12 protein-coding genes are annotated in these 13,083 nt (G+C 61.1%); 2 read left to right on the top strand and 10 right to left on the bottom strand.

Features of this window, described 5'->3' with window-relative positions; translation table 11 throughout:
* A complete protein-coding gene (metC, locus tag CEY08_RS05540; protein ID WP_232033774.1) occupies nucleotides 1–1,110 on the bottom strand; it encodes a cystathionine beta-lyase in 1,110 nt (369 codons plus the stop codon).
* Between the two features lie 76 nt (nucleotides 1,111–1,186).
* Nucleotides 1,187–1,774, bottom strand: a complete 588-nt coding sequence (locus CEY08_RS05545; RefSeq protein WP_076816839.1) for a cysteine dioxygenase family protein — start codon at nucleotides 1,772–1,774, stop codon at nucleotides 1,187–1,189.
* Nucleotides 1,775–1,890: 116 nt separating this feature from the next.
* Here CEY08_RS05545 and CEY08_RS05550 point away from each other — a divergent pair, with 116 nt between their 5' ends.
* Nucleotides 1,891–2,781 carry a LysR substrate-binding domain-containing protein gene (locus CEY08_RS05550; RefSeq protein WP_042795881.1) on the top strand — a complete coding sequence of 297 codons (891 nt, stop codon included), beginning with the start codon at nucleotides 1,891–1,893 and terminating at the stop codon, nucleotides 2,779–2,781.
* On the opposite strand, the gene CEY08_RS05555 is transcribed toward CEY08_RS05550, so the two are convergent.
* Genes CEY08_RS05555 through mnmG form a run of 6 tightly spaced genes read right to left on the bottom strand, consistent with a single transcriptional unit; the run spans nucleotide 2,775 to nucleotide 8,975 of the window.
* Nucleotides 2,775–3,779 carry an asparaginase gene (locus CEY08_RS05555; RefSeq protein ID WP_076816842.1) on the bottom strand — a complete coding sequence of 335 codons (1,005 nt, stop codon included), beginning with the start codon at nucleotides 3,777–3,779 and terminating at the stop codon, nucleotides 2,775–2,777. The genes CEY08_RS05550 and CEY08_RS05555 overlap by 7 nt on opposite strands.
* A complete protein-coding gene (locus CEY08_RS05560) occupies nucleotides 3,772–4,692 on the bottom strand; it encodes a ParB/RepB/Spo0J family partition protein (protein WP_042795879.1) in 921 nt (306 codons plus the stop codon). Before CEY08_RS05560 ends, CEY08_RS05555 begins: the two co-directional genes overlap by 8 nt.
* A 43-nt stretch (nucleotides 4,693–4,735) precedes the next feature.
* Nucleotides 4,736–5,563, bottom strand: coding sequence for a GNAT family N-acetyltransferase (locus CEY08_RS05565; protein WP_082900647.1), 828 nt, complete (start codon nucleotides 5,561–5,563; stop codon nucleotides 4,736–4,738).
* A 9-nt stretch (nucleotides 5,564–5,572) separates the two neighbouring features.
* Complete coding sequence (locus tag CEY08_RS05570) at nucleotides 5,573–6,373, bottom strand: ParA family protein (RefSeq protein WP_042795877.1); 801 nt, start codon at nucleotides 6,371–6,373, stop codon at nucleotides 5,573–5,575.
* Nucleotides 6,370–7,059: a 16S rRNA (guanine(527)-N(7))-methyltransferase RsmG gene (gene rsmG / locus CEY08_RS05575; RefSeq protein WP_042795876.1), complete on the bottom strand. Its 690-nt coding sequence runs from the start codon at nucleotides 7,057–7,059 to the stop codon at nucleotides 6,370–6,372. The genes CEY08_RS05570 and rsmG overlap by 4 nt, the downstream gene beginning before the upstream one ends.
* Nucleotides 7,056–8,975, bottom strand: a complete 1,920-nt coding sequence (gene mnmG, locus CEY08_RS05580) for a tRNA uridine-5-carboxymethylaminomethyl(34) synthesis enzyme MnmG (RefSeq protein ID WP_063639105.1) — start codon at nucleotides 8,973–8,975, stop codon at nucleotides 7,056–7,058. The genes rsmG and mnmG overlap by 4 nt, the downstream gene beginning before the upstream one ends.
* Before the next feature lie 1,477 nt (nucleotides 8,976–10,452).
* Between mnmG and CEY08_RS29760 the strand changes: the two genes are divergently transcribed.
* The gene (locus CEY08_RS29760) at nucleotides 10,453–10,635 is read left to right on the top strand and encodes a hypothetical protein (protein WP_126389684.1); all 183 of its coding nucleotides are present in this window, start codon (nucleotides 10,453–10,455) and stop codon (nucleotides 10,633–10,635) included.
* A 933-nt stretch (nucleotides 10,636–11,568) separates the two neighbouring features.
* On the opposite strand, the gene CEY08_RS05585 is transcribed toward CEY08_RS29760, so the two are convergent.
* A complete protein-coding gene (locus tag CEY08_RS05585; protein WP_006216596.1) occupies nucleotides 11,569–11,775 on the bottom strand; it encodes a cold-shock protein in 207 nt (68 codons plus the stop codon).
* 232 nt (nucleotides 11,776–12,007) lie between these two features.
* Entirely contained in the window at nucleotides 12,008–13,042 is a 1,035-nt protein-coding gene (locus tag CEY08_RS05590) for an AbrB family transcriptional regulator (protein WP_042795874.1), read from the bottom strand.
* Between the last annotated feature and the right edge of the window lie 41 nt (nucleotides 13,043–13,083).

Here is a 13,083-nt window from a genome sequence, read left to right on the forward strand (position 1 = left end):
TCAAAGGGAACGGGAAGACAGGGAGAGTTTGGCAAACGCCTGTTCGAGATCGGCGATGAGATCATCGGGATCCTCCAGGCCGACATGCAGACGCAGCATGGCGCCGCGCGGCACAGGATCCGGCAGGGAACGCGCGGCAGCCAGGCGCACGGGGATCACCAGGCTTTCGAACCCGCCCCACGATGCGCCGATGCCAAAGAGCCGCAGGCTGTCGATAAGCCGCTCGGCATCGTCCTCGCTGACCGAGCTGACGAACTCCACGGTCAAGAGGCCGTTGGCGCCGCTGCAATCGCGTCGCCACAAGGTATGGGAGGGATCGCCGGGCAAGGCCGGACACAGAACGCGCGCGACTTCCGGACGGCCCAGCAGGAAATCGGCCACGCGCAAGGCCGCCCGGGCGTGCTGGGCCAAGCGCAGCGGCAGCGTGCGGATGCCGCGCAAGACGAGATAGGCGTCATCGGCGCCGACGGTCTGGCCCAGGTCCACAGTGGCGCGTTCCACGGCATTCCATGCACGCGAGTTGGTGATCACGGCGCCCATCATCACATCGGCATGACCGCCCAGGTACTTGGTGGCGGCCAGAATGGAAATGTCCGCGCCCAGCGTGAGCGGCTTGTACAGCAACCCGGACGCCCAGGTGTTGTCCACAGCCAGCCAGCAATCATGCGTGCGCGCCAGTTCGGCCAATGCCGGCAGATCGGGCATCTCGTAAGTGAGTGAGCCCGGAGATTCCGCGTAGATCATGCGGGTTTCAGGCCTGATAAGCGCCTCGATGCCCACGCCGTCCGGCCGATAGTATGTGTACGCGATGCCCAAGCGCGAGAGATGCTCCGCGCAGAAACGCCGCACGGGCTCGTACACGGCGTCCGTGATCAGCACGTGGTCGCCCGCGCCGAGATATGCCAACAACACAGTGGCGATGGCCGCTTGTCCGGTTGGATAGAGCTTGGCGCGATAGCCAGCTTCCAGTTCTACCAACGCGTCTTCCAGCGCGTGCGTGCTATCGGTGCCACGCGCGCCGTAGGACGGCAGGCGTTCCTGGTCGCGCCGGCTGCGCGTGTCACGCCAATCCTGCACGCTATCAAAAACGTAAGTGCTGGCGCGCGTCACGGGGTGTTCACCCAGCCGCGTTGCGGGCGACCTGCGCGCAACAGGCGCGTCGCGGACCGATAGGGCTTGTCCATGATCAGCGGCGCGTCTGCACGCCGATCGGCATGACTTTGCAGGTGCCGGCGTCCAGATCGAATGCCAGACGTTCGGTCAGCGTTTCCAGCGCGCGACCATACATGTGCAGGTGGCGGATGACGCTGTCGCCCTGAATTTCAACCGCATGGATATCGTCCGGCATGAGCGCAATACCCGTGCCGGGGCCGACCACCACGGTGCCGGTCTTTTCCAGCCGGCCCACGCCAGGCACGGAACCATCGTCGCTACGGTCGTAGACGTAGTTGTATTCCACGCCTTCAACGGCCGCGATACAGGCCCAGGTCGTGTGATTGTGGGGGACGATCTGCTTGCCGGGACGCATCACGTTCAGATAGAGGGCGTAGCTTTTGTCGGCATCTTCGGCGATCAGGTAGCGCGCCTGGCGCTCTCCGTCTTCCGGCGCCGGGTAGCGATCCGCCGCCCACCAATCGGTGTGGCTGGCCAAGCCAACCAGTTCGTCCAGTACGGACTTGAGGCTGTCTCGGTTCAGCCCCTTATTTCCTACAGTTTTTTTAATATTTCCGATGGCCTGCGCGATGCCGGCTTGATGGGGATGCGTAGTGGTCACTTTGAATTTTCCCTATTTTCATGACATATGGGATTGAATGTATCCGCCCCGCCCGCCGGGAACAATTTAAATTGCCTTAAAATTCCATTAGCATCGCTAATGTTTTTCACACCCTCATGCGCAACCTGGATCTGGACCTGCTTCGCACCCTCACCGCCATCGCCCGGCACGAGACGTTCTCCGAAGCCGCCAACCGTCTCCACAAGACGCAGTCGGCGGTGACGCAGCAGATGCAGCGGCTGGAATCCCTGATCGGCCAGCCGCTGTTCGAAAAGCAGGGCCGCAACAAGGTGCTGTCGTCGCATGGACGCCGACTGGTCGAGTACGCGCGGCATATGCTGGCCATCAACGACGAAGCGTTGCGCGCCCTGCAGGACGGACCGCTGGAGGGCGACCTGAGGCTGGGCGCACCGCTGGACGTGGCGGACTCCATCCTGCCTACCCTGCTTACGCACATCGCGCGGTCGGCACCGCGCGTGAAACTCGAAATCCGCACGGACCGCAGCCCCTTCCTGATGGATGCCCTGCGCGCGGGAGAACTCGATCTCACGATATCCACCCGGTTCGACCAGGACTTCGAAGGCGTGGCGCTGCGCACCTCGCCCACGGTCTGGCTGGCATCCGCGGACTATGTGCACGACATGCATGCGCCGGTGCCGCTCGTGCTGGCCGACGAACCGAGTATCTTCCGCCGCCTGGCGCTCACGGCCCTGGAACAGGCGCGCGTGCGCTGGCACACCAATTACGTGGCGCCGACGCTGGTGGGAATCAAAGCCGCCTTACGCGCGGGTTTGGGGGTGACGGCGCGCAGCGTGGAGTTGCTGGGGCCGGAGATGCGGGTACTGGGCGAGAAAGAAGGATTGCCGCCGCTGCCCGACGTGACGTACTTCCTGTGGATAAGACCTGACCTGATCAATCCGCTGACGCGCCAGGTCTATGACATGCTCAGGACCAGCCTCGGGCTGGCCCAGCAAGGCGGGGGCGATTCAGCCGCCGCGCATCAATAGCGGTCGAACAAATCCTGCAGGGCAGCCGGATCGCGGGTAAGCGACAAGCCCAGCATCAACAGGATGCGGGCTTTCTGGGGGTTCAAGTCGCGTGCGGCGACGAATCCCAGACGGGCGTCGTCCAGCTCGACGTCGCGCGCCACAAACCCGCTGCCAGTGCGGCTGGAGCGCACGACCGCCACGCCGTTGGCCGCGGCGCGGCCAAGGCCTTCAATGGCGAGATCGGTGGCATTGCCGTCGCCCACTCCGGCAAGCACGATGCCGTCCGCGGCATCGGCGAGGAAATCAATCAGGTCAGCCTGCAGATTGGCGTACGCATAGACGATATCGACGCGGGGCCAGCCGGCCTTTTCCAGCAATGCGAGTGAAAACTCGCTTTTGTCGGTGTGCGTAGTGGTGTTGCGCGAATAGAAGAACGGAACTCCGCCATGCATGACGCCCGCGCGGCCCCGATTGGGCGATGCGAAGGCGCACAGCCCCGCGCTGGCGATTTTCTGGATCTCGCGGGCGTAATGCACGTCTTCGTTCATGACGACAAGCGGTCCGCGGCCCCGCGCGTCGGGGTGGCGCGCCAGCGCCACGGCGTTGTACAGATTGGCAGGCCCCTCGGCGCCCAGCGCCGTGGCGGGACGCATGGCGCCCACAAGCACCACGGGCTTGTCATGGGGTATCACCAGGCTCAGGAAGTACGCCGTTTCCTCAAGCGTATCGGTGCCATGGGTAATGACAATGCCGGCCACCGAAGCGTCTCGGCACAACGCGTCCACGCGTTGCGCCAACGCGCGCCACACGGCATGCGTCATATTCTGGCTGCCGACGTTGGCGACCTGTTCGGCTCGGATCTCGGCAAGGCCGGCCAGTTGCGGCACGGCGTCCAGCAAGTCGTTGACCGAGAATGAACCTGCCTTGTAGCCAGCGGCAGTCGCGTTGGCCTGGGCGCCGGCAATCGTGCCGCCCGTCGCCAGTACCGCGATGACAGGCAGCGCGCGGTCAGGCATCCACCACCCCGGACAGGCCCTGGCGCTCAAGCAGGGAATTCAGGTGTTCCCAGCCGTGGAAATCAATGACGATCTGGCCCTTTTCCTTCGCACCCACCTTCAGCGCGACGCGCGTGCCCAGGTGGTCGGACAGGGCTTCTTCCAGGCGTGTCAGATCGCGCGAGACCCCATTGGTCTTCTTTTTGGAGACCGCGGAGGACTCCACTTCCTTGGCGGTCTTGGCGACCAGCTTTTCGGCTTCGCGCACCGACAGGCGGCGCGCGATGATCTGGTTGGCCAGCTGGATCTGCGTGGCGGCATCCACGGCGAGCAGTGCGCGCGCATGGCCCATGTCTACATCGCCCGCCAACAACATGGTCTGCACGGCCGCGGCCAGGTTCAAGAGGCGCAATAGGTTACTGGTGGCCGAGCGCGAGCGCCCGATCGCCTGCGCGGCCTGCTCGTGCGTCAAACCGAATTCGTCCAGCAGACGGCGCACGCCCTGCGCCTCTTCAAGCGGATTCAAGTCTTCGCGCTGGATGTTCTCGATCAGCGCCATGATGGCTGCGTTCTCGTCGGCCACTTCACGCACCAGCACCGGCACTTCCTTCAAGCCAGCCAGCTGGGCCGCGCGAAAGCGCCGTTCACCGGCGATGATTTCATAGTGGCCGGGCGCAGCTTCGCCCAGTGCCCGCACAAGAATGGGTTGCATGATGCCTTGCGTGCGGATCGATTCGGCCAATTCGCCCAATGCGCCCTCGTCCATGCGCGTGCGCGGCTGATATTTGCCTGCGCGCATCTTCGAGACGGGCAAGGTGGACGGCGGACCCTCGGGCTTGGCGGTGGCCTTGCCGATGTTATCGATGGCAGGCGCGTCCGCGCCGAGCAAGGCGTCCAGTCCGCGGCCCAATCCCTTGGGTTTCTTGGTGGCCATAGTTAAATCCTCTTTCCTTCTGTTTTTGTATCCCGAGCCAGGCTCAGGCGGCGTCCGTCTGCTCGGCGGGCAGGCGATACCAATACGCGTAACAGTCTTTGAAACCGTAGCGGCCATACAAGGCGCGCGCGGCTGTGTTCTCCGGCTCCACCTGCAAATAGGCGGTCGTGGCGCCACCGGCGGCGCCTATTGCCAACAAGTGTTCAATCAGCGCGGCGGCGTAGCCTTTACGCCGCTGCCCTGGATCCGTAACGATGTCGAACAGGCCCAGCAGGTCGCCGTCGCGGACGGCCAGGCCCGCAGCGACGCACTGCCCCGTCGCGTCCGTTGCCAGCACCGGCGAGATATCCACAGCCAGGCCTTGCAGGCGCGCCCCATGTTCGGCGATGTGCCCGGATTCCGAGTTGCGCATCGCCCCGACCGCCGCCGCAAAGCGCGCGGTATCGACAATATTGAAAAGCAGATCGCTCCGGGCGCCGGGCCTGGGAGCGAGCGGCGTAAACATGACTCGGGTCTCGCCGGTAAGGATATAACCGCGGGACTCCAGTTCGGCGTCGAGGGAAAAATCGGGGCCGATGGAGGTAATGCGCAACACCATGGGCAAGCCATGACGCGCATACAACGATGAACAATACGCCAGCCGCTCGTCCAAAGGACGTGTGGATAACCCCAGCACATTGATACTGCGCACGCGCTTGGCCAGCGAAGGCGCGAACCGCACCAGCCAGCCATCATAGAGCACCTGCGAGGCGACCGCCGTCGCGTTCAGCGCTGCTTCTTCCAGACGCGCGCGCAGGCTGTCGCGCGCATCAACGCGCGGCGTGCCGGAGGCTTGCGATTCAGTCTGGGAAAAGAGCGTGACAGCGGACATGGTCGAGGCCTACTTCAGGTCCTTCTTCACGCGTTCGATCATTTCGGCGCCAAACGAGATATAGGCCTGCGCGCCGCGCGAGCCCCGGTCGTACACCACGCCAGGCATGCCATAGCTGGGCGCTTCGGCCAGGCGCACGTTGCGCGGCACGACGGTCTTGAAGACCTTGTCGCCGAAGTGCGCCTCGAGCTGCGCGGACACCTGCTGTTGCAAGGTCATGCGCGGATCGAACATCACGCGCAGCAGGCCGATGACGCGGAGATCATCGTTGATGTTGCGGTGCACGCGCTTGATGGTGTTGACCAGGTCGGACAGGCCTTCCAGCGCGAAGTATTCGCACTGCATCGGAATTATGACGCCGTGGGCAGCGGCCAGGCCGTTCAAGGTCAGCAAGGACAGCGTGGGCGGACAATCGATCAGCACGAAGTCGTACTGGGTAGCGACGGTGTCGATCGCGGCCTTCAATTGCCGCTCGCGCTGCTCCATCTGCACCAGATCGATCTCGGCGCCGGACAGTTCGCGGTTGGCGGGCAGCACGTCGTAACCGCCCGATTCGGATTTGACACGGGCCTGCTCGATGCTGGATTCGCCGATCAGCACCTGGTACAGGTTCGACTCCAGCGAGTTCTTGTCGATGCCGCTACCCATCGTCGCATTGCCTTGCGGGTCCAGATCCACCAGCAGCACACGTTGGTTGTGCGTGGCAAGGCCCGCCGCCAGGTTGATGGCGGTCGTCGTCTTGCCCACACCGCCCTTCTGGTTGGCAATGCAGAAAATGCGGGCGGTGGTGCTGGGGGGTATGTTCTTCATAGGGTTCCTTGACTACGGCGCATCCAGATAAGGCAGCGCTCGGCCTGCAATTCAGGCACGCGCAACGGCTGGATGTGATCGACTTGCCATTCTCCGCGCGCATGCAGCGCCTGAATTTCGTCCTCGGGGACCTTGCCCTTCATGGCGACGAGGGTACCATCGTTGCGTACATGGCGACCTGCGAGTTGCGCAAAATCGTCCAAGGATGCAAAGGCGCGCGACGTCACAATATTGCAGTCCGCGGGCGCGAGCGTTTCGATACGGGCGTGGCAGGCCTGCAGGTTGGGCAAAGCCAGTACGCCGCTCATCTGCCGCACGAATGCTGTCTTCTTTTCGACCGCGTCCACGCAGGTCACGGACCAATGCGGCCGCATGATCGCCAGGACGACGCCAGGCAGCCCGCCACCCGATCCGACGTCGTAGACCTTGGCTGGCATCTCGGACGCGCCCAGCGCCTCGCTGAACGGTCCTACGGCGGCCATGCTGTCGAACAGGTGCTGGATCAGCATCTGTTGAGGATCGCGGATGGCGGTGAGGTTGTAGGTCCGGTTCCAACGCTGCATCTGGGCCAGATAATTCAGCAGCTTGGCCAGCGCGGCGGCATCGGCCTCCAGCCCCAATTGCTCGCATGCGCGAGACAGGCGGCCGGCCATGTCCGCGCCGGCCGTGTCGGTGAGCGCGCTCATGCCGCTTGTTTGCGCGAGCCGTAGTGCAGGCGCTTCAGATGGATCAGCAGCAATGAAATTGCAGCGGGGGTAACGCCCGAGATACGCGCGGCCTGGCCGATGGTTTCCGGGCGGTGCGCTTTGAGCTTCTGGCGGACTTCGAACGACAGGCTGGTCACCGCGTCGTAATCGACATCGGTGGGAATCGCCTGCTGTTCATGCGCTATCTGCTTCTGCACTTCGACCTGTTGGCGGTCGATGTAGCCCGCGTACTTCACCTGGATCTCGACCTGCTCGGCCAGCACGTCATCTTGCACGACACCGGGACCGGCCAGCAGCGAACCGTCGGTGTTACGCGCAGCCATCAAGGCTTCATACGAAACATTCGGGCGTTTGAGCAAATCTGCAAGTGAGTACTCACGTTCAATCGCCTTGCCCAACAGAGGTTCAGCAACTTCCGCGGGTAGCACACGCGGATTGACCCAGGATGATTTCAGGCGTTCGACTTCGGCAGCCACGGCGTCGCGCTTGCGGTTGAAAGCGTCCCACCGTGCATCGTCGACGATTCCCAGCCGACGGCCGATCTCTGTCAGACGCAGATCGGCATTATCTTCGCGCAGGCTCAACCGGTATTCAGCCCGCGAAGTAAACATCCGGTACGGCTCGGTCACGCCTCGCGTAACCAGGTCGTCTACCAGCACCCCCAGATAAGCTTCGTCACGACGCGGCGTCCACTGCTCGCGGTCTTGGGAAAACAACGCGGCATTGACGCCGGCCAGCAATCCTTGAGCAGCCGCTTCTTCATAGCCTGTGGTGCCGTTGATCTGTCCCGCGAAATACAAGCCAGCAATGGCCTTGGTTTCGAGCGTGCTCTTCAATCCACGTGGATCGAAGTAGTCATATTCAATGGCGTACCCAGGACGCAAGATGTGCGCATTTTCCAGGCCAGGCAAAGAATGGATCAGGGCCAGCTGCACGTCGAACGGCAGGCTGGTGGACACGCCGTTTGGGTAGACCTCATGGGTGTCCAGCCCTTCGGGCTCCAGGAACACTTGATGCGATTCTTTGTCGGCAAAGCGATGGATCTTGTCTTCGATGGACGGACAGTAGCGCGGCCCCACTCCTTCGATCACACCGCTGTACATCGGCGAACGGTCCAGCCCGCCGCGAATGATGTCGTGGGTCCGGGCGTTTGTGTGCGTAATCCAGCAGGGCAGCTGGCGCGGGTGCATCCCCACGTTGCCCATATACGAAAACACGGGGATCGGATCGAGATCGCCAGGCTGCTCTTCGAGGATGCTGTAGTTGATCGAACGGCCATCGATCCGCGGTGGCGTTCCTGTCTTCAGACGACCCTGCGGCAGCTTGAGCTCCTTCAGGCGCTGGCCTAGTGAGACGGCGGGAGGATCGCCCGCACGGCCGCCCGAATAGTTCTGCAGCCCCACGTGAATCAGGCCATTCAAGAACGTGCCAGCGGTAAGTACCACGGACTTCGCGCGAAACTTCAGGCCAATCTGGGTTACCGCGCCGACCACGCGGTCACCTTCCACCATCAGATCTTCGACTGCCTGTTGGAACAACAAGAGGTTCGGTTGATTTTCCAGGCGGCCGCGGATCGCCTTGCGGTACAGCACTCGATCCGCTTGGGCGCGGGTAGCACGGACCGCAGGCCCCTTGGAGCCGTTCAGGATGCGGAATTGGATACCCGCTTCATCCGTAGCCAAAGCCATGGCGCCGCCCAGAGCGTCGACTTCTTTGACAAGATGGCCCTTGCCAATCCCACCGATCGAGGGATTGCAAGACATTTGGCCTAGGGTTTCGATGTTGTGCGTCAACAGCAGCGTCTGCGCGCCAGTGCGGGCAGCAGCCAACGCTGCTTCGGTGCCGGCGTGGCCGCCACCGACGACGATGACATCGAATTCGCGGGGATAGTCCATGATGGGGGGAGGTAAGAGAGCGTTCGGTGCTCATTATAGAGGCAGGCCTGCCATGTTTCACGTGAAACATGCTTCGGCGCAACATGAAAGCGGGAAAGGTCCGATTTGCCGCATATCCCTGAGGCCAAAGGCTCCCTACCCGTGAATATGTCGGCAATTGCCCCCGCTTTCGATTGCATGTTTCACGTGGAACATCACTTGAAGACCGCTTCCTACAACCCTTTGAGAGCCGCCAGCGGGCGAGTTGCCACAGTAGGCCATTCTCTGTGCATTCCCTCATATGCTCTTCGCGGAGTGCCCCGTACAGGGCCCGGGCGGTGTTTCACGTGAAACATCCCCCACCGATTCCTACGACCACTCGCAGCCCCGACAAGCACGTGAAAACTGCGCACCCCGATGCCTAATATGCCCCCAAGAGCAGTCTGTGCTCATCGCGAGAGGTAAAGGTTGGTCAGCGGCAACCTTCGCTACCTCGGACGGAATGCCGGGAATAGCCAGCATCAATATGCTGAACCACCACGTGAATCTTCCGCCCTGCCGCCGCCACGAAGTCCTGCAAGGGCCATACTCCTCTCGCGGACGTGAGGAATTAGTGGGTCCTGTTAACCCCAATCTCAGGTGCATCAGACTTCGCTTGCAATGTTCCACGTGAAACATCGGGTATGCCTGCCTTCCGTAGGTTTCACGTGGAACATCCTGCACGTGGAAACGCGGCGATTTCACACTCACGTTGCCCCCGCGACAATCATGTTTCACGTGGAACACCGCGGCACGGGGGCACGAAGATTCGGAAATATCGCGCGAGCAGCAGCTCGGCGAAGGATTCCCGCGACATATCCCGACGCGAAACTTGACTGGACTATGCTGCCCACCTACTCGTCCGCGAAACACGGAATTGCAGTTTTATGAAGATTCATCCACAAAAAAAACGATTTTCACGGCCCTACCTTACCCCTTACCCAAAACAAGAGCTCTTTTTGAGTTTCACGTGAAACAGGCGGTATGACGAACATCGGGAGGTGACCGGGAAACAATCAAATAAGTGTTCCGGAGCAGAAACCCAAGCGCACCCGGAGATTGCCAAAATTCCGCAAAAGCCGACGGGTGAGACAGCTATCTCTGCTTGGCCAATGTTCACAAAACTGGCGGAAACCTGAAATCGTCAACCACAACGCATCCCAAAAACACTGTTATCCCCTTGCGCGGACAGCGTGGCGACAAACGACCCGAGGGGTCTAAATAAGGAGAAGGAAGGCGGAGTGCCGCTAGAGAGCAAGCCACCAAACGCCATCAACTTTCGTCCGGTTGGAGCCACTCGAATTCTGCACAGCGTTATCAACAAGCATCGCTGGCCTACACCCCACTTCGTAGCCAGGCGTTTCACGTGGAACAACTCTGGGGATAAGTTGATTAGCGCCGCACAACATGGGCGAGAAAAGCAGCGCAACCCCGGCTGGCATGTTGAATGCAAAGATTCATGAAAAACCACAATTGCACAACAAGCTTCCCTATGGCGCCGATCGATTACAGCTATCTGGCAAGCTGGCCACAACGGGAAGCTCCGCGCTACGGTGTTCCGCTAAAACCATCGCCACAGACCGTGGAAAACTTTGTGGATAAGATCTGCGCTGGTTTACGTGGAGTATTTAAAACGGGCTGACACGGCGCGGCCATTCTGAAACGGGCCGGGAACTCTAGCGACCAAATAGGATCAAATCGCGGCTAAATATTAAGCCGGTGAATTGTCCACAGAGCTATCCACGCATGTTCGTCTTGCGGGCCGCCCCTACGCACATCCCGCGTGCCGCTGCATGGATTATTTGACCGGACAACTATCTTGCTCCGCCACGGGAAACCACGCCATCATCCTTATGGGTGAGATCGCCCGCGTCCCATCAGGCCATCTGTGGACAACTTGCCCGCCAAGATCCGCATCCGCGCCGAGCTAAAGACAAGCCTTATGTTGTGGAAGGCACCGCGCGCTTCCCTCCGGCAAGTGGACCTCAAACCGGCAATCCCGCCCAAGCACCCCATCCTTCCGAGCCTATCCCCATTTCTATCCACAGGCTGACGGGGCCGAATTGGGCGCCAAACGGCGTAATTCTGTGCATAACCGGTATGGGGATATCTTTGTGAACAACCACGGGTCTTAGGGCCCCAATAAGGCCGAAGCTACCGAAGCGAATAATCAAGACCGGCCTCAGACTCGGAGCTACAAGCGCTCGAAAACCCCGTTAAATGCCTGTATTCCCTGGGGAAAGGGCATCTTTGAGCACAACCGGTCGTGAAGGGAAAGGTGAATGGAAGGCCGACGACCATATTCGGAAACCGTTCCAATGAAGGTGGGATAACTGTGCAAAACCCAGCCCGGATGCGCAAATTGCTTCATTGCTGAGCATAAAAATACTCATGCCGAGGAATAATTATCCACAAACTTATCCACGGCTGAAAAACATGTTAGTGAATACTAACTATTCATCTGGCGGTGTAGGAAATGCTACCGCCGCCAAATGAAACAACGCCCCAGACTGTGGAGTCTTGGGGCGTTGTAGCCAGGTCGAACCTGGCGGACGGGAAATTGGGATTTCCCGATTTAGAGCGGGCGAATTTCGGCCGCTTGAGGTCCTTTCGGACCATCCTTGACTTCAAATTCGACTTCCTGGCCTTCGTTCAGGCTGCGATAGCCGCGGCCCTGGATGGCGGAAAAGTGTGCGAAAACATCGGTGCCACCAACGTCCGGCGTGATGAAACCGTAACCCTTGTCAGCGTTAAACCACTTAACTTTGCCCTTCTGAGCCATTTTTTCTAGCGTCCTGTAATTAACTCGAAATGCAATGAATCAAGGACGCCGTGAGAACTGAACGACCGGTAGTAGTACCTGCGTTGCTGCTGCGTTCCCGCCTGCCGCCTAGCTGCAGAACGAGTCCGCGCGCTGCTTGAATCAACTGCGTAATCAGCATACTCAGCACACATTACAGACTCATATAGTTGTTTACCCCAATGTCGTATTTTTAATACTGGATCTCGTTTCGCTAGGCCGCATCCCTCTGCCGCGACGCCAGAAAAGCGTAGATCGGCCCCGTCACTATCACCACGAAAACCATGCGCGTGACGTGGAATGCGGTGACTACCGGCACCCCTAGCTGCAGCACTTTGGCCGTAATGGCCATCTCGGCAATACCGCCCGGCGTGGTGCCGAGAATCAGGGTTGGAATGGGGGCCGCAGACCACAGTGACAGCAAGGCGCCCAGTCCGAAAGCCAGAGCCAGGGCGGCTACCGTGAAGCCGGCCACCGCAGCGATGAAACGCGGAGCGGCCCGAAAGAAATCCGGGCGATAGCGATCCCCCAGCGACCAACCAATCAGCAGCTGGCCCACCTTCGGGACGTAATCCGGCAGTGCCGACAACTCGATGCCATTGGCGGTAAGGACCATGGCGGCCAACATCGGGCCCAGCACCCAGGGATTGGGCAGGCGCAGTTTCATGAAGGCCATGCCGCCGATGCTGGTCAGGCCGACCAGCGCCGCCAGCCCCCAGCCATGGACGACCTTGGGTCCGGGTACGGTGGGATCCAGGCCCGCAACGCCCCACCATTGGAAGATGAAGGGCACCGTCACCACCACCATGAGTACGCGCACACTGTGCGCCGTGGCCACGCGATCGATGCGCGCCCCATGGCGCTCGGCCAGGTTCGCCATCTCGCTGGCCCCGCCTATGGCCGACGAAAACCACGCCGTCTTGAAATCCGCGTCCGTGTAGCGACGAAGAATCGCTGTGCCCATGAACGCCAGGCCTAGCGCGAACAACATGCCGGCGACGATGGGTCCTGCATTGCTGCCAATGTGGCCGATAACCTGTGGCGTGAAATACAGACCCAAGGACGTGCCGATCACCCATTGGCCGGCATTGCGCGCAGGCCTGGGGCAGGCAGTGCCCAAGCCAGCGATGCGTGTCGCCGCGGTCACGAGCAACGCCCCCAGCATCCAAGGCAGCGGAATATGCGCCCAAACGGCCAGCAACGCCCCTGCCAATGCGATCGCCAGACCGCCCAAAACCCTCCACAACATGTTCTGAACCACGATACCGCCGTGCCTTAAGCTCATGAGAA

Source organism: Achromobacter insolitus (genome assembly GCF_002209555.1).
GTDB classification, from domain to species: Bacteria; Pseudomonadota; Gammaproteobacteria; order Burkholderiales; family Burkholderiaceae_B; genus Achromobacter; species Achromobacter insolitus.